This is a genomic window from Micromonospora fulviviridis (assembly GCF_014648395.1).
Lineage (GTDB): Bacteria > Actinomycetota > Actinomycetes > Mycobacteriales > Micromonosporaceae > Micromonospora > Micromonospora fulviviridis.
On sequence record NZ_BMRA01000010.1, the window covers coordinates 268,988 to 286,063 of the forward strand.

Genomic DNA, 17,076 nt, shown 5'->3' on the forward strand with positions numbered 1-17,076 from the left:
CGTCCGGACGACGATCGGTCGACCGAGGCCGGCAGCTGCCGCACCGCACGCTCCAGCGCGGCCAGTCGGGCCGCCGGGTCGCCGGCCTCCCGCGCCAGCTCGGCCTGCCGGCGTTCCGCGTCGATCCGGGTCGCCGAGTCCACCCCGGACGACGCGGCGATGGCGGCGTACGTCGAGATCGCCTCGCGCCGCGCCCGGTCGGCGTCCGGACTGCTCGACCGGCCCAGCTCGGCCGCGGCCCGGGCGAGCAGCCCGGCCCGTACCGGCCACCAGTGGTGCCCGGCCGGGGTCTGCGCCACCGCCTCCCGGGCCAGCCGCACGGCGTCGGCGAGCACGTCGAGGTCCCCGCTGAGCCGGTACCGCTGGTACCGGGTGTCGGCGATCGAGCTGCCGATCCGGGGCTGGTCCGGGTGCTCCGGCGGGAGCAGGGCGAGCGCGTCGCGGAACGTGCGTTCGGCCGCCGCCAGGCCGGCCTCGTCGGCCCGGCGTACCGCCAGCAGGGACCGGCTGCTCGCCTGGTTGTACAGGAAGCCGACCCGGCGCGGGTCGTCGCGGGGCAGCGCCTCGGCGGCGCGACGGCTGGTCTCCACGGCCTCGCTGAGCAGCGCGTCGTCGGGCGCCAGCGCCGTCCGGCGGGACAGCATGCCGGCGAGCCGCATCAACCGCAGCGGGTACGACTCGTGCTCCACGGGGGTGTGCGCCAACGCCTCCCGCTGGTAGCCCAGCGCCTCGTCCACCAGCTCCGGGTCGTCGGCCAGCCAGCCGGCGTCGGCCAGGGTGCCGGCGAGGACCACGAGCTGCTCCGGGCGCGTGTCCGGCTGCCCGTCGGTCAGGTCCAGCGCCGCACGCGCGGCGGAGAGGGCGACCTCGACCAGTTCCGGGGCCTTCCCGTGCACCCCCGCCTGGGCGGCCGCGCCCGCCAGCAGGTTGAGCGCCTGCCGCCGCAGTGGATGCCCCGGCCCGGCGGCGTCCAGGGCGAGCTGTGCCCAGCTCGCCGCCCGCGCCGCGCCGGCCAGGTCGCCGCCGTGCTCCCAGCGGGCCAGCTCCGCCTCGCCCAGCAGGAGCAGGGCCCGCGGCCGCCCCGGATGGAAGCCGGGCACCGCGGCGACCAGCACGACGGCCGACTCGTACCGCTCGGCCAGCGCCGGCGGCGTGGCGTCCACCGCGCTCCGTCCGGCCAGTTCCTCGGCCTGCCACAGCAGGTCGTCGAGCACCGCCTGCTGGTCGGCCGCCGTGACGATGGTGCCGGCCAGGTCGGGACCGATCTCGCGGGCCAGCAGGTTGACGACGGTGTTGAGGCGTCGGAGGGCCGGCGCCGCCCCCGGGTGGTCCGGTGCGGTGGTGTGGACCGCGTCGCGCCACGCCGCGGTCGCCTCGAGCAGGAGCTCCACCGACGCCTGATCCGGTATCTCGTGCAGTCGGCACAGCGCCGCGCCGAGCCGGGCCGCCACGCGTGGATCGACGGGGTGCCGCCCCCAGCCGAGCTGCGCCGCCCGGCGGTACTCGCCGACGGCCAGTTCCAGGGCCCGCGGGCCGGCGCCCCGGTCGAAGTAGAGTTCGAACAGGCTGCCACGGCGGACCAGCCGGTGCGGCCGGTGCGGGTCCCGCGCCGAGGTGGCGCCCAGGGCCTGCGTCGCGGCCTCCAGGGCCTCGTCGTAGGTCCCGCCGTCACCACCCTCCTCGGCCAGCGTCGCCAGCGCCTCGGACAGGTCGGTCAGCAGCGCGGCGCGGAGCAGGGCGATCGCATCGCCGCTCTCGCAGGCCAGGTGCGGCAGCCATTCCCGGTACAGCGTGACGAGCATCCGCAGGACCTTCCCGGAACCGGCCCGGTACCGCTGCCGCAGCCCCTCGATCCGGTCGGCCTGCTGCTGGCTGAGCAGGACGTCGGACAGGCGCGGCGCCTCGGGCCGGTCGCCCGCCCGGTACTCGTCCCGGATCGGCTCGGGCACCCCGTCCGGGTCGTCGCGGCACCCCTGCCGGAACAGCGCGACGGCCGCCCGGCGCTCCCGCAGGCCGTCCAACCCGGGCAGGTCGAGGTAGCGGTACCAGTGGAGCCGGGCCAGCGCCCGCGCAGCCGACCGACCGGCGCCGCGGTCGCCGGCCACGGCGGCGAGCAGGTGCGCGTCGGACGACAGCTCCGGTCCGGTGAGGACGGACGGGTCGGCGGTGCGCTCGTACTCGGCGGTCACCGCCGTGACCCGCCGTACGGCGGCGCTGGTGGTCCGTCTCGACATCGCCTACTCGATTCCGCTGCGCCGGCGTCGGCCCACGATCTCCGGGTGTCCATCCTGCCCGCCTCGGCCGGTACGCGGAAGCCGGCCGACACCCGCCCGGAAGGACGGTGCCGGCTTGCCCGGGTCACTACTGTGGCAGCGGAAGCCAACCGTGCCGGAGGACTCGCCTTGGAACTCGTCGCGGAGCGCGTCGGACGGCTGTGCCACCAGGCGGCCGGGGAGCAACTGCGTGAGCATGCCGAGCGCTACGGCGTCGCCGACGTGCTCGACCGGATCGCCGACGCCGTCGGCCAGGGCCGCCTGGACCAGCGCCTGGCGGAGGACCTCGACCGGCTCGACGACGCCTTCGCCCGCCACGGCATCGACGGGCTGACCCTCGGCGTACGCGGATTCGAGCCGTGGCTCGGCGGGGGCGGCCACCCGACGGTCGTCGCCTGGAGCTGTCCGAGCCCACAGCCGTGTCCCCGGGCGGTCCCCGCGGACGACGGTGACCGGCCGGTGTGCGGGCTGACCGGCACGCCGTTCGGGCAACGCCGGATCGCGTTGTGAACGCCTTCGTCGCCGAGCTGGGCAAGCAGCTGGTGACCCGCTGGACGGCGGCGCTGCTGCTGCCGGGGGCGCTGTTCGCCGCCGCGGTGGTGCTGGCCTCCGTCCTGGGCCACCGGCATGCCGTGGACCAGCGGGCCGTGGCGGCCTGGTGGGACGGGCTGGCCGCCGGGCGGGCCGGCGGATCGGGAGCGAGCCTGCTGATCGACGCGGTCGCGTTCCTGCTCGGCGCGGCGGTGGCCGGGCTCGTCGCCCAGTCGGTGGGCGTGCTCGTCGCCTGGACGTGGAGCCTGACCGGGTCCGGGCCGGTGCTGCGCCGGCTCGCCGACCGGCGTCGCCGTCGGTGGGAGCGGGCGGACGCCGCCGTGCTGGCCGCGGAACGCGCGCTGCTCGCGGACACCGGCGACACCGCGCTGCGCGAGCGTACGCGCCGGGCCATCGCCCGCCGGGCGGCGATCTGCCTCGTGGAGCCGGCACGCCCCACCTGGGTCGGCGACCGGCTGCACGCGACGGACGTCCGGGTACACCGCGGCTACGGCATCGACCTGGCGAGCGGGTGGCCGCGCCTGTGGTTGCTCCTCCCGGACGAGGCGCGGAGCGAACTGGCGGCGGCACAGGACCGGTGCGGGGCGGCGGCCCGGCTGGTCGGCTGGGGCCTGCTGTACGCCGTCCTCGGGGCGTTCTGGTGGCCGGCCCTGGTCGTCGGCCTGGTGGCGCTGCTCACCGCACGCTACCGCGCCCGCCTGTCCGTCGCGGTGTACGCCGACCTGGCCGAGGCCGCCGTCGACCTGTACGGCCGGGACCTGGCGCTCCAGCTCGGACTGCCCTGTCCCGACCGGCTCACCCGCGAGATCGGCGAGCAGGTCACCGCGATCGTCCGCAAGGACGACGTGGTCCCGCGCGCCCGCCGGGCCGGCTCGGCCGACCGCCCGTCGCCCCGCCCGTGACGGGTCACGGCCGCCAGGACGGGTTGTGCAGGATGGCCAGGTTCTGCCGGGCGGTGACCGCCAGGGTGTCGTCGTAGGCGCCGTCCGACAGCGCGTCGAGGACCTCCCAGTAGCCCTCGATGGCCCGCCGCCGGTAGCCGGCCAGCGCCAGGGTGGCGGCCAGGTTGTTGCGCCGGCCGGCAGTCTGCCGGCTCAGCCGCCCGTGCCGGCGCTCGCTGTGCCGGATGTTGCGTTCGTGCAGCTCGATGGCCTGCACGTACTGACCGGCCTGCTGGTAGCCGATCGCCAGGTTGTTCCGGATGACGAGGGTGAGGTCGCCGTCGGCGCCCTGCCGGTGCTCGGCGGCGGCCACCACCTCCCGCAGCACGTCCAGCCCGTCGTCGACCAGCCCGGCGGCCAGGTAGGTCTGACCGAGCGCGTTGCGGACGGTCAGGGTGTCCTCGTCGAGCTGCCCGAACGCGGTCGTCGCCCCGGCCGCCAGGGGTTCGAGCAGGGCGACTGCCTCGGCGAACCGGCCGCAGTGGCGATGGTCCTCGGCCACCGCGAGCCGGTACGCCAGGGTGCCCCGGTCGGGGACGGTCTCCGCGCCGAGGCCGGCGGCCCGCCAGACGTCGAGGGACATCCGGGCCACGCCGGCCGGGCCGCGCACCTGCCGGGGCGGGGGTGGGGGCGTGCCCGGCAGCGGCTCGCCCGGCCCCGCCGCGTCCGCCGCCCACGCGGCGAGCCGTTCCCGCAGCTCCGCTGCCGGCGCGCCGGGGACGTGCAGCCGGCACACCCCCTGGTCCAGGTGCAGGTCGACGTACGCGCCGTCGGAGCGCAGGCCGTCATATCGGAGCGCCATCGTGAGCAGGTCCGGGGTGCGGACGTCCAGCCCGCGCAGGGCGGGCCAGGGAAGTCGCAGGAACCGGCGGATCGGCCGGCGCAGGTCGATGCCGGAGCGGTCGAGGACGGCGGTCAGCCCCGCTGTCTCGCCCGTGCGACGCGGATGTCCACCGAGGAAGGTCACGTGCGGTAGAGCGAGCGACGACACCGGGTCATCCTTCCATCCGGGGCCGGTCCGCGCAGCCCCGGAACCGGTGGCTGCGCGGACCCGCACGGATGCCCCGGCGGTGGGTGACGGGCGGCCTGCGCCGCCTCCTTCCGGGCCCTGCCGCTCGTCCGCCGCTGCACTACTGCCCGGATTCATCCTTTCGCGCCTTTTGTCTCGTATAGGCGTTATGCCGAGGATGGCTCATTAGGCTCCTCGGTGTCATCCAGTCCTCGACCCGGGACTCCCGGAGCCGGCCGCGCCCACGGCCGGCCCCGTCGCGCCCACGCCGATCCGGCGTCGCGCCCCGGGAGGGCTGGGCCTCGATCGCCGGCACCCACAGGAATGCGTGAGTCAACGATGATGGACGCGGACACCATGGTTCTGCCCCGGATCGGGCCGGGGGACATCCGGGTCGAGGACCCTTGGGGCGAGGACCGCCTGGTCGGGTCCCGGGCCCGCGCGCACCGTCCACCGGCCGACACCTCCCGGTGGCGGCTCGCCGCCTGGCTGCTGCCGGCGCTGCTGGCCGGCGCGCTCGGCCTCGTGGGCGCCGGCACGCCCGGCCTGCGCCTGGCGGAGCTGGCGACCTGGCGGGCCGCCACCTCCCCCTGGCCGGACGGGCTGCCCGGCGGCGACGTCACGCTCGTGCCGTACCACCTGCTCATGCGCGCCTGGGCGGCGGCGTTCGGCGCCTCCGACCTCGCGCTGCGCGTACCGTCCCTGCTGGCCGTCACGGCGGCCGCGGCGCTCGTCGGCGCGCTGGCCACCCGGATGTTCACGCCGGGCACGGGGGTCCTGGCCGGGGTGATCTTCGCGCTGCTGCCGAGCGTCACCCGGTACGCGCAGGAGGCCCAGCCGTACGCGCTGGCGCTGTTCGCCGCGGTGCTCGCCACCTGGTTCCTGGTGCCCGCCATGGACCGGCCGAGCCTGCGCCGCCTCGCCCCGTACGCCGGTGCCGTGATCCTGCTGGGCCTGTGCCACGCCGTGGCGCTCCTGCTGCTGGTCGGGCACGGCTGGGTCGTGCTCGCCCTCCGGCGCGGGGCGGCCGGTCGGTGGCTGGCCGCCGCGGCCCTCGGCACGCTTCCCGCCGCCGCGCTGCTCTGGTCCGGGGTACGCGCCGGCGGGCAGATCGCGCCCGCGGCCCGCCCCGACCTGTCGGCCCTCGCCGCGGCCCCCGAGGAGTTGTTCGGCGTCGCCGCGCTGGGTGCGGTGCTGCTCGGGCTGGCATTGTTCAGCCTCCCGCTGCGGCACGCCGCCGCGGTCTGCACCGCCTGGGCGGTGTTGCCGCCGCTCGGCCTGCTGCTCGTGGCGCAGGCGACGCCGGTCTGGTCACCGTCGAGCCTGCTCTTCACGCTGCCGGCCTGGGCGACGCTGGCCGCGGCCGCGCTGTCCCGGGTGCGCGCCCGCTGGTGGGTGGCGGTGCCGGCGGCGCTGGCCCTGATCGGCGCGCCGGCCCAGGCGGCCCTGCGCGCGCCGGACGGGCACGGGCAGGCCACCCGCGAGGTCGCCCAGATCGTCGGCGCCCGGCGGCTGCCCGGCGACGGCGTGGTCTACGGCGACGCGGACGCGCGGACCCTGGTGGCCCGCTACCTGCCCGCGGACCGGCGGCCGACGGACCTGCTCGCCGCCGCGCCGCCGCACGGCTGTGCCGGGTGCCTGTGGGGCGTCCGGCGGCTGTGGGTGATCCGCCCGGGCGAACGCCCGGATCCCGTGCCGCCCGTCGGTGGCGCGACGGAGCAGCTGCTCAGGACCGGATACCAGGTGGCGCAGGTCTGGCACCCGACCGGGTTCACGCTGGCCCTCCTGGTGGACGACCGCACCGCCCTCTGACCGATCAACATCAGTTCAGCCCACTGCCCGCGCAGGATCAGCATCTGTCGGGTTCGTGGCGAGAGCACCATGGGGGAAACGTGGCCATCGCCGCCGATACACGCCCGTCCCGGCCCGGCACGCCGGGCACCTCAGGCAACCGTTCGCCGGTGATCGCCCCAACCGGACCGCCCGCGCGGAAGGGACCGGACCGCCGGCTGCTGAACATCCGGGCCCGCCTGGCGTACGCCAGGTGCGGCGCCACCGCCGGGCCGCTGGTCGCGCCGCGACGCCCAGGGGCGGCGGTGGAGTTCCGGCACGTGGCCTCGCCCGCGGCGCGGCTGGTGCTGACCCTGCTCGTGCTGGTCAACAGCGCGGCCGGGCTGCTGTTCGTCGGCTGGCTGCTGCTGCCCGAGCACGTGCCCGGCCCCGGCGTGGTCGGGGCCGGCGGCTGGGAGACCGTCGCGGCCCGGCTGGGCTTCTGCGTGGTCGTCGGCGTCGAGTTGATCCGCCTGGCGCAGAACGTGGTGGTGTGGGTGTTCGCGTTCCACGCCCGGGACCCGGTGCCGGTGGACCCGCCGGTCGGCCTGCGGGTGGCCCTGCTCACCACGATCGTGCCGAGCAAGGAGCCCCTCGACGTCGCGGAGCGGACGCTGGGCCGGCTGCGCCAACTCGTCTACTGCGGCAAGGTGGACGTCTGGATCCTCGACGAGGGCGACGACCCGGCGGTGAAGGAGATGGCCGCGCGGCTCGGCGTCCACCACTTCAGCCGCAAGGGCCGGCCGGAGTACAACCAGCCCGGCGGGGAGTTCCGGGCCCGGACCAAGTCCGGGAACCACAACGCCTGGCGGGCCGAGCACGAGAACCGCTACGACGTGGTGGCCAACGTCGACCCGGACCACGTACCGCTGCCCAACTTCCTCGAACGCACCCTCGGCTACTTCCGCGACCCGGACGTCGCCTTCGTGGTGACCCCCCAGGTGTACGGCAACATGCACCAGAACTTCGTCGCGCACGGCGCCTCGGTGCAGCAGTACCTCTACAACGGCCTCATCGCCCGCGGCGGCAACGGGCTGGACGCGCCGCTGCTCACCGGCACCGGCCACCTCTACCGGCCGGCGGCCTGGCGGACCATCGGCGGCTACCAGGACTCCATCATCGAGGACCACCTGACCAGCATCCGCATCCACGCGGCGACCAATCCGGAGACGGGCAACAAGTGGAAGGGCGTCTACACACCCGACGTGGTGGCCATCGGCGAGGGCCCGACCTCGTGGGCGGACTACTTCAACCAGCAGAAGCGGTGGGCGGCCGGGATCTGCGAGATCCTCGTCCGGCCCGAACTGCGCGCACCGCGCGAGCTGCCGTCCCGGCGCCGCTGGCAGTACCGCCTGCTCCAGTTCTACTACCCGAGCGTCGCGGTCAGCCTGCTGCTGGGCAACCTCGCCACCGCGATGTACCTGCTCACCGGCGTGGGTTCGGCGCAGCTCGACGTCACCGTGTGGTCGGTGCTCTGGGGCTCGACCTTCGGCACCTGGTTCGTGCTGTGGCTCTGGCTCCGTCGCTTCAACATCGCCCCGCACGAACGGGAGGAGATCGGCCTGGTCGGCATGGCGCTGGCGCTGTTCGCCGGGCCCATCTACGTGGCCGCCGGGTTCACCGCGCTGCTGCGCCGCAAACTCGGGTTCGTGGTGACGGCCAAGGGGAAGCTGCGCACCATCGAGTCGTTCCGCACGTTCCGGCTGCACCTCTGCTGGGCGGGCGTCTCCGCCGGTCTGCTCGGCGCGAGCTTCGTGCTGGACAACAGCTCACCCCTGCTGCGGGTGTGGCCGGTCCTGACCCTTCTGACCGGTCTCGGTCCGCCACTGATAGCGCTCGTGTCGAACCTGCGGGCCACCGGCGAGCCGGACGACGAGATGGTCGTGCCCGCCCCCGCTCGCGCGGAGACCGAGGAGGTCCATCCGCCGAGGTCACGGGTCGCGGCTGAGGAGGTTATGCGATGAGAGTGACCCTTCCGCGGATCGTGCTGGTGCTGACCGGCGCGTTGCTGCTGACGTACGCCTTCGTCGTGGCGCCCACCACGACTTCCGAGGGCCGGGTCGGGGCGGTGACGGCCGCGACGGAGGCGCCCCGACCTCGAGCACCCTTCCCGCCCGCGGGCAAGACGTTCATCGGTGTCATGACCGACAAGGGTCCCCACGACTTCACGCCGGTGGACCGGTTCACGGCGGCCGCCAAGCACCGGCCGCAGGTCATGCTCTTCAGCGAGGGGTGGGCGTCCGCCACGTTCGACCGGACGCTCTTCGACCGGATCAAGGACCGCGGCATGATGCCGATGCTGGGCTGGGAACCCTGGGACTACCGGCTGGACGAACGGGCTCGGCAGCAGAAGCTGACCGCCCAGCAGATCGACGCGGTCCGCTCGGATCAGCCCAGCTACCGGCTGTCCCGCATAGCGGGCGGGGAGTTCGACAACTACGTGCGGTCCTGGGCGGACGGGATCAGGTCACTCGGCTACCCGGTGGCCATCCGCTTCGCCCACGAGATGAACGGCTACTGGTACCCGTGGTGCGAGCTGGTCAACGGCAACCAGCCGGGTGACTACGTGAAGGCCTGGCGCCACGTGCACGACGTGTTCCGGGCGGCCGGGGCCACGAACGTCACCTGGGTGTGGAGCGCGAACGTCAGATACACCGACCTGACCCCCGCGATCTCCACCTACTACCCGGGTGACGACTACGTGGACTGGGTGGGCGTCACGGGCTACTACGGTAAGTACGACTTCGCGCCGTACCTGTCCTTCGACGAGGTCTTCAAGAAGACCATCACCGAGATCCGCACCTTCAGCGAGAAGCCGATGGTCGTCACCGAGACCGGGGGTTCGGACCACATCGGGCGGAAGGCGGAATGGATCACGGAGGCCTTCGCGACCCTGCCCAGGTACCCGTTCATCATCGGGCTGATCTGGTTCGAGGTGAACAAGGAACTCGACTGGCGGATCGTCAGTTCCCCGGCCGTGGCCACGGCCTTCGCCCGGGCGGTCGCCGCCCCTCGCTACCAGGCCACCTGGTCGCCGGACATGCTCCCGCGCACGAAGCTGGAGGACCGATGAGGGTGACCGTTCCGCGGGTCCTGATGGTGCTGATCGGCGCGCCGCTGTTGACCTACGCGGTCGCCATGGCGCCGGCCACCGTGTTCGGAGGCCGGGAGGACGACCGGTCCGACCGGCCGGTGAAGGCCGAGCCGGTTGCGGAACTCTTCCCGCCGGACGGCAAGGCGTTCATCGGCGTGATGACCGAGGAGGGCCCGCAGGACTTCGCGGCGGCGGACCGGTTCGAGGCGGCCGCGAAGCACAAGCCGCAGGTGATGATGTTCAGCTCGTGGTGGGGCTCCGACCGGTTCGACCGGACGCGGTTCGACCGGATCCGCGGCCGCGGAATGCTGCCGCTGCTGGCCTGGGAACCATGGGACAACACGGTGGACGAAGCGGCCCGCAGGAAGGGCCTGCCGGTCCGGGAGATCGACCGGATCCGGTCGAACCAGCCCACCTACCGGTTGTCCCGCATCGCGGGCGGGGACTTCGACCCCTACCTGCGGTCCTGGGCGGAAGGGATCAAATCACTCGGCTACCCGGTGGCCATCCGGTTCGCGCATGAGATGAACGGCGACTGGTATCCGTGGTCCGAGGCGAGCAACGGCAATCGGCCGGGGGAGTACGTCAGCGCGTGGCGCCACGTACGCGAGACGTTCCGGGCGGCCGGGGCCACCAACGTGACCTGGGTGTGGAGCCCGAATGCCCGATGGGACGACTCGATGCCGAAACTCTCCCGGTTCTACCCGGGCGACGACTACGTCGACTGGGTCGGCCTCTCGGGCTACTACGGCATCGGGTTCCACTCGGACTACCGGTCCTTCGACGAGATCTTCGGCCCCACCTTCACCGAGATCCGCGAGTTCAGCAGGAAGCCGTTGGTCATCACCGAGACCGGCGCCTCCGACGTCACGGGGCGAAAGGCCGAATGGATCACGGAGGCGTTCGAGGCCCTGCCCCGGTACCCGTTCGTCATCGGGCTGATCTGGTTCGAGGTGGACAAGGAACTGGACTGGCGCATCGTCAGTTCCCCGGCCGTGGCGCAGGCCTTCGCCACGGCGGTCGCCGACCCTCGCTACCGGTTCGGCTGGTCGCCCGACATGCTCGCGCGTACCAGGCTGGAGAACTAGCTCTCCGGACATGACCCCTCAACCGATATAAACTTGCCCAAACGCGGACGTAGCGGTGGAGAAGGTTGTGACGTGATACGGCTGACCAGGCCGAGGGTCCTCATGGCGGTGATCGCCGCGCTGTTGCTGGTCTACGCCTTGGCCCTGGCGCCGGTCACCACGAGCGGGGGCGGGAAGGGCGCCACGTCCGACCCGCCGGCGAGAGCCGAATCGGGCGCCGTGGTGCCGGCCGGTGCCGACGGCCCCCCATTCCAACCGGCCGCGGAACTCTTCCCGCCCGCCGGCAAGGCATTCTTCGGCGTAATGACCGACAAGGGTCCGTACGACTTCGCGGCGGTGGACGGCTTCGCCGCGGCCGCGCGGCGCGAGCCGCAGGTGATGCTCTTCGGCGTGGACTGGGAGTCCGGCAGGTTCGACCGGGTGCTCTTCGACCGGATCAAGGACCGCGGCATGCTGCCCATGCTGGGCTGGGAACCCTGGAACCACCACGTGGATCTGGCGGCCCGGAAGCAGAAGAAGCTGACCGCCCGCCAGATCGACCGGCTGCGGTCCACCCAGCCGGGCTACCGGCTGTCACGGATCGTGGACGGCGACTTCGACAGCTACCTGCGCTCCTGGGCCGAGGGCGTGAAATCGCTCGGCTACCCGGTCGCCATCCGGTTCGCCCACGAGATGAACGGCGACTGGTACCCGTGGTGCGAGAGGGCCAACGGCAACCGGCCCGGCGAGTACGTCAAGGCGTGGCGGCACGTGCACGACCTCTTCGAGCGGGCGGGGGCCACCAACGTCATCTGGGTGTGGAGCCCGAACGCCCGGTGGAGCAAGACGACCGGGAACCTCGCCGAGCTCTACCCCGGCGACGACTACGTCGACTGGGTGGGCGCCACCGGCTACTACGGCACCGGGAAGTGGTCGGCCTACTCGACCTTCGACGCCATCTTCGGCCCCACCATCGCGGAGATCCGCACCTTCAGCCGGCGACCGCTGGTCGTCACCGAGACCGGCGCCTCCGACGGCCGCGGGCACAAGGCCCAGTGGATCCGGGAGACCTTCCGGGCGCTGCCGAAACACCGGGACGTCATCGGGCTCATCTGGTTCGAGGTCGACAAGGAACTGGACTGGCGGATCGCCGCCTCGCCCGCCGCGGGGGCCGCCTTCGCCGAGTCGGTCGCCGGCCCGCGCTACGACGTCCGCTGGTCACCGGACCTGATCCCGCGTACCGACCTGGAGGAGTAGCGCGGGGTCACCCCTCGCGTTCCGGCCCCGGTTTCGGGTCGGGGCGCAGCCGGGCCGCGACGCGCCGCAGCGGCCGGCCGCCCCCGGCGAGCTTCCGCAACCGCCGCCACGCCGTACGCCCCGAAACGGCCGCCCCGCCCGCGGCGTCGGCCGGCTGGAGCGTCCGGGGTGGCGGTCCCTGGGGACCCGGCCCCCGCTGCGCGGTCCGGCCCGTCCGGTCGACCGTGGTGTCGACGGTCCGCGTCTCGACGACCTGCGGGTTGCCGTCGACGGTGGCCAGGGCGCGGTCGAGGATGCCGTTCAGCTCGTCGAGCCGGACCTCCAGCATCGCCTCCGTCGTCACGCCCCGGATGTCGACCCGGGCCGTGCCGAGCCGGGCCTGCACCCCGACGTCCACCTGGAGCAGGCCGCCCAACCGGGCACGCAGGGACAGGTGGGCGTCCAGGTCGCCGGCCTCGACGCAGATGTCGTCCACCTCGAGGTGGGGGATCTGGAGGACCACGTCGGGGTCGGACATCGCCGGGGCGCTGTGGTGCACGCCGGCGGGCTGCCGCCGGTCGCCCTCCTCCGCCGCGTACGGGGGACCGACGGTTCCCGCCCGCGGCTCGCCCGGTTCCTGCCTCCCCTTGCCCACCTGACCTCCGTCGCCCGTCGCCGGTCCGCCGGCGTGCCATTCCCGGAACGGGCGACGGCACACCTGCGGGCCGCGACGGATCGGGCTCACACCAGCCCGCGTACCGCCTTCAGCGCCGCGTCGACGTCCGCCTCGCTGTTCGCGATGGTGGCGCCGAACCGCAGGTAGGACGGGTTGTACGGGGTGCTGCTGGCGATCACGCCGGCGGCGTACACCCGGCCCACCGCCTCACCCACCGGGATGTCGGGCACCTGGCAGCAGACCACCCCGGCGGAGAGTTCGGCCGACCGCGGGGTGACCAGCCGGATGCCGCGGATGCCGGCCAGGCCCTCCTTCAGCCGGTCGGCCAGTTCCCGGTTGCGGGCGGCGACCCGGTCCGGACCGATCCGCCGATGGAACTCGAACGCGTCGGCGAGCGCCCACCGATGCTCGAAGCTGTGGTAGCCGCCCGGCGTGTGCGCGGGCCCCGGCGGCGTGGGCTGCCCGCCCGTGCCGGCGAACAGCCAGCGGCCGATGCTGCGCCGGTCGAAGGTCGGGATGACCGGGGTCATCCGGCTCCACGCCCGGGTGCTGCCCCACACCAGCCCGGTGCCCCGCGGCCCCAGCAGCCACTTGTGGCAGCCCGAGACCAGCACGTCGCAGCCGAGCTGCTCCGGGGTCGCCGCGTCGGCGGCGAAGCCGTGCACCCCGTCGACGCAGACCAGCGCCTCGGGGCTGCGCGCGCGGACCGCCTCGGCCAGGCGCCGGACCGGCAGCTTCACGCCGGTGCTGGAGTGCACCCAGGTCAGCGCGACCACCCGGGTGCGGGCGGAGACCGCCGCCGCGATATTGCCGACCATCTCGTCGACGGTGGTCACCGCCGGGTCGCGGTAGAGGCGCACCCGGCGGACCGTCACCCCGTCCCGCTCGGCGCGCAACCGCAACGACTCGTGGGTGGCGTAGAAGTCGTGCTCGGTGGTGAGCACCTCGTCGCCCGGCCGCAGCCGGACCGCCGTGTAGACCAGCCCGAGGCCCATGGTGGTGGAGTCGGTCAGCGCGATCTGGTCGGGGCGGGTGTCGAGGTGGCGGGCCGCCGCCCCGAGCACCGCGCCGTCGAGGCGTTCCTCGTTGGCGGCCAGGTAGCCCATGGCGTCCCGGTCGAGCCCGTCCCGGTGCGCGGCGACGGCGGCGCGCACCGGGGCGGGGTGGGGCGCGAAGACGAACGTGGCCAGGTGCGCCCTGCTGCGGTCGAGCGCGAACTGGGCCCGCACGCTGTCCCAGTTCGCCGGGTCCAGGGCCGGTACGGCGCTCGCCGCCGGCCCGGCCGCCTCTCGCCGCTCCGGCTCGCAGCCGGTGGCCAGGCCGGTCACGCCGGCCGCCGCGGTCACGCCGAGCAGGTTCCGTCGGGTGAGCTGCATCCGCCCATCGTCCACTGTCCATGTCACGACCAGGTCACCGACCGCTCAGGCCACCAGGCTGCTCGACGTGCCAGTCGAGTCCGGGCAGCAGCCCGGCGACGTGGGCGACGGCCGTGCGCCGCGGCGTTCCAGGCCGTGCACGCGCAGAACGAGCGGGAGCCGGGCAGCATCCGGTCGATCGCGCTGGTCGGCATGGGAGCGGCGACCGGCAAGGTGCCGCCGCGGGTGTGCGCCAACCTCATGTGGACCGGCTACACCCTGTTCCACGACCACTACTTCCGCGACTACGACGAGCTGCGCGCCACGATCCTGGCGCAGCTCGACGACATCGACGAGCGCCCCGAGGAGGAGCGGGTCCGGCTGACGGTGCCGGCGCGGCCGGGTCCTCGTCGTCGATGAGGTGGGCCACCGCCGGCGTCGGGGCCCGTCGCCGGGCGCGACGACCGGTGATTTCGCCGATGCGGGTGACGGGTGGTGCTCTCAATACTGACGCATGTCGATGGATCTCCGACCCGACAAGGAGCAACCGACGTGCGATCAGCCACCACCACCCGTCCCCCTGCCCCCGTCAAGACCCTGGCCCGACTCGCCGTGGCGGCCGTCCTGGCCCTCGGCGGCGCCGCGGCCGTCCCGGCCGGCGCGCAGGCCGCCGACAACCCCTACGAGCGCGGCCCCGCGCCGACCAACGCCATCCTGGAGGCCAGCCGCGGCCCCTTCGCCACCACGTCCTACAGCGTCTCCGCGCTCAGTGTCACCGGCTTCGGCGGCGGGGTCGTCTACTACCCGACCAGCACCAGCGAGGGCACCTTCGGCGCCATCGCCATCTCGCCCGGCTACACGGCCACCTGGTCGAGCCTCAGCTGGCTCGGTCCGCGGATCGCCTCACACGGCTTCGTGGTCATCGGCATCGAGACCAACACGCTGCTCGACCAGCCGGACAGCCGCGGGCGCCAACTCCTGGCCGCGCTGGACTACCTGGTCCAGCGCAGCGCCGTCCGCGGCCGGATCGACGCCAGCCGGCTCGCCGTGGCCGGGCACTCGATGGGCGGTGGCGGCACCCTGGAGGCCGCCGCGGCCCGGCCGTCGCTGCAGGCCGCCGTCCCGCTCGCTCCCTGGAACCTGGACAAGACCTGGTCCGGGGTCACGGTGCCGACGCTCATCGTCGGTGGCGAGAGCGACACCGTCGCCCCGGTCGCCACCCACTCGGAGCCGTTCTACAACAGCATCCCGGCCTCGTCCGAGAAGGCGTACCTGGAGTTGAACGGGGCGAGCCACTTCTTCCCGCAGTCGGTGAACACGCCGACCGCCAAGCAGATGGTGGCCTGGCTGAAGCGGTTCGTGGACAACGACACCCGGTACGAGCAGTTCCTCTGCCCGGGCCCGAGCGGGCTCGCCATCGAGGAGTACCGCAACACCTGCCCCAGTTCCTGAGCCGCGCACCCGGGGCGGTCGCCACGGCGGCCGCCCCACCGGCCTGTCTACACTCGGCATGCACAAAGGAGGCGGACGGGATGGGGCTGCCGCTGGGGGAGCGGGTCGACGCCTACTGTCGGCAGCGGGCCCGGCTGCTGCACCTCATCGCCCCGTCCGCCCGGGCGGCGCAGCTGCGCGAGCCGCTCTCCCCGCAGTTGCACCGCAACCGCCGCAAGCACGTCGACCGGGTCCGCGACGAGGTCGAGCGGCTCTTCGCCGCCGAGCTGGACCGGGCCGGTCCGGGACGGGAGCAGCTGGTGCACGCCATGGTGGCGGCCAGCATGTGGGCGGCCCGGTCCATGCTGCGTGACGGCCTGGGGCTCGGCGTGGGTCCGGCCCGCGCGGTGATGGCGCGCACCGTGTCGGCGCTGCTGGCGGATCCCGCCGGGCCACCTCTTTTCCGAGAGGTTGCCGATAGGTGAAACTGAATGCATGGTTAGTGCATTCAGAGTGCAAATAGCTTTGCACGGTCGGGACGACGAGTGCCGGGCGGTCCGCCGCCTGCTCGACGGGGCGGCCGGCGGCGCGCTGCTCCTCCACGGCGAGCCCGGTTCCGGCCGCAGCGCGCTGCTGGCGTACGCCCGGCGGCACGCCGGGGAGCGGGCTGTCCTCGCGGGCGCCGGGCTGCCCGACGAGGCGACCCTGCCGTACGCGGGCCTGCAACGCCTCCTCGATCCGGTGCTCGACCGGGCGGGCGCGCTGCCCGACCCGCAGCGGCGTCTGCTGCGGCGCGCGCTGGCCGGCGGCGGCTGCCCGGCCGCCCGGCGGCTGGCCCTCGCCACCGCCGTGCTCGCCCTGCTGGCCGCCGCGGCCCGCGACCGTCCACTGCTGTGCACGGTGGACGACATCGACGCCGGCGACCCGGAGACCGCCGAGACGCTCGCCGTCGTGGCCCGCCGGCTGCACCGGCTGCCGGTCGCCCTCCTGCTCACCGCGGGCAGCGCGGCGGCGGCCGACGGCATCCCGACCCACCGGCTCTCCCCGCTCGACGAGCAACAGTGCCGCGCGCTGCTCGCCGACCGGCGGCCCACCCCACCGCCGGCCACGGTGGCCGCCGAACTGGCGACGGTCAGCTGCGGCAACCCGCAGGCGCTGGTCGACCTCGCCGGCGCGCTCACCCCCGGGCAGTGGGACGGGGAGGAGCCGCTGCCCGCCACTCCGCCGGCCGACGGGGCGCTCGGCGCCGCCTACCGGGCCTCACTCGACCGGCTCCCCCCGGACACCCGGCGGGTGCTGCTGCTCGCCGCGCTCGACCCCGACGGGGACCCGGCCACCCTGGCCCGGGCCGCGCGGGCCGCCGGACTGGCCGTCGAGGCGCTCGCGGCGGCCGAGGCCGCCGGCCTGCTGCGCGCCGGCCCGGCGGGCGTGACCTTCCCGCGCCCACTGACCCGGACCATGATTGAGGTCGTGGCGCCGTTGGCCGACCGGCGGGCGGCCCACCTGCTGCTGGCCCGGGCGCTGGACGGCCGGCCGCTGCGCCGGGCCCTGCACCGCGCCGCCGCCGCCGACGGCCCCGACCCGGTACTGGCGGCCGAGTTGGAGGCGGCGG

15 protein-coding genes are annotated in these 17,076 nt (G+C 74.4%); 11 read left to right on the plus strand and 4 right to left on the minus strand.

The window, feature by feature from the left end; all coding sequences use genetic code 11:
• Positions 1-2,234: hypothetical protein (locus IEY96_RS25280; protein WP_189197309.1), on the minus strand; the 2,234-nt coding region annotated here is incomplete at its 3' end.
• A 168-nt stretch (positions 2,235-2,402) separates the two neighbouring features.
• On the opposite strand from IEY96_RS25280, the gene IEY96_RS25285 reads away from it, so the two are divergent.
• Together IEY96_RS25285 and IEY96_RS25290 are read left to right on the plus strand one after the other, a co-directional pair.
• Positions 2,403-2,783, plus strand: a complete 381-nt coding sequence (locus tag IEY96_RS25285; RefSeq protein WP_189197310.1) for a hypothetical protein — start codon at positions 2,403-2,405, stop codon at positions 2,781-2,783.
• Entirely contained in the window at positions 2,780-3,727 is a 948-nt protein-coding gene (locus IEY96_RS25290) for a hypothetical protein (protein ID WP_189197311.1), read from the plus strand. The genes IEY96_RS25285 and IEY96_RS25290 overlap by 4 nt, the downstream gene beginning before the upstream one ends.
• A 4-nt stretch (positions 3,728-3,731) precedes the next feature.
• Here IEY96_RS25290 and IEY96_RS25295 read toward each other — a convergent pair whose 3' ends face one another.
• Positions 3,732-4,757 (minus strand): tetratricopeptide repeat protein, encoded by a 1,026-nt coding sequence (locus tag IEY96_RS25295; RefSeq protein ID WP_189197312.1) that lies wholly within the window; start codon positions 4,755-4,757, stop codon positions 3,732-3,734.
• Positions 4,758-5,114: 357 nt separating this feature from the next.
• On the opposite strand from IEY96_RS25295, the gene IEY96_RS25300 reads away from it, so the two are divergent.
• The 5 genes from IEY96_RS25300 to IEY96_RS25320 all read left to right on the plus strand — a co-directional run bounded on the left by IEY96_RS25300 (position 5,115) and on the right by IEY96_RS25320 (position 12,023).
• A complete protein-coding gene (locus tag IEY96_RS25300; RefSeq protein ID WP_189197313.1) occupies positions 5,115-6,587 on the plus strand; it encodes a glycosyltransferase family protein in 1,473 nt (490 codons plus the stop codon).
• A 149-nt stretch (positions 6,588-6,736) separates the two neighbouring features.
• Entirely contained in the window at positions 6,737-8,569 is a 1,833-nt protein-coding gene (locus tag IEY96_RS25305; protein ID WP_229791881.1) for a glycosyltransferase family 2 protein, read from the plus strand.
• A complete protein-coding gene (locus IEY96_RS25310; RefSeq protein WP_189197315.1) occupies positions 8,566-9,678 on the plus strand; it encodes a glycoside hydrolase family 26 protein in 1,113 nt (370 codons plus the stop codon). The genes IEY96_RS25305 and IEY96_RS25310 overlap by 4 nt, the downstream gene beginning before the upstream one ends.
• Positions 9,675-10,787: a glycoside hydrolase family 26 protein gene (locus IEY96_RS25315; RefSeq protein WP_189197316.1), complete on the plus strand. Its 1,113-nt coding sequence runs from the start codon at positions 9,675-9,677 to the stop codon at positions 10,785-10,787. Before IEY96_RS25310 ends, IEY96_RS25315 begins: the two co-directional genes overlap by 4 nt.
• A 72-nt stretch (positions 10,788-10,859) precedes the next feature.
• Positions 10,860-12,023, plus strand: a complete 1,164-nt coding sequence (locus IEY96_RS25320; RefSeq protein ID WP_189197317.1) for a glycoside hydrolase family 26 protein — start codon at positions 10,860-10,862, stop codon at positions 12,021-12,023.
• A gap of 7 nt (positions 12,024-12,030) precedes the next feature.
• On the opposite strand, the gene IEY96_RS25325 is transcribed toward IEY96_RS25320, so the two are convergent.
• Both IEY96_RS25325 and IEY96_RS25330 read right to left on the minus strand, forming a co-directional pair.
• Complete coding sequence (locus tag IEY96_RS25325) at positions 12,031-12,657, minus strand: hypothetical protein (RefSeq protein ID WP_189197318.1); 627 nt, start codon at positions 12,655-12,657, stop codon at positions 12,031-12,033.
• Between the two features lie 86 nt (positions 12,658-12,743).
• Entirely contained in the window at positions 12,744-14,054 is a 1,311-nt protein-coding gene (locus IEY96_RS25330) for an aminotransferase class V-fold PLP-dependent enzyme (protein WP_229791882.1), read from the minus strand.
• Positions 14,055-14,189: 135 nt separating this feature from the next.
• Here IEY96_RS25330 and IEY96_RS25335 point away from each other — a divergent pair, with 135 nt between their 5' ends.
• From IEY96_RS25335 to IEY96_RS32885, 4 genes are all read left to right on the plus strand, one after another.
• Positions 14,190-14,453 (plus strand): hypothetical protein, encoded by a 264-nt coding sequence (locus IEY96_RS25335; protein ID WP_229791883.1) that lies wholly within the window; start codon positions 14,190-14,192, stop codon positions 14,451-14,453.
• A gap of 132 nt (positions 14,454-14,585) precedes the next feature.
• Entirely contained in the window at positions 14,586-15,485 is a 900-nt protein-coding gene (locus IEY96_RS25340) for an alpha/beta hydrolase family protein (RefSeq protein WP_189197320.1), read from the plus strand.
• 80 nt (positions 15,486-15,565) lie between these two features.
• Positions 15,566-15,949: a hypothetical protein gene (locus IEY96_RS25345; RefSeq protein WP_229791884.1), complete on the plus strand. Its 384-nt coding sequence runs from the start codon at positions 15,566-15,568 to the stop codon at positions 15,947-15,949.
• A gap of 40 nt (positions 15,950-15,989) precedes the next feature.
• Positions 15,990-17,076 (plus strand): AAA family ATPase (locus IEY96_RS32885; protein WP_229791885.1); only part of this gene is annotated, 1,087 nt, incomplete at its 3' end.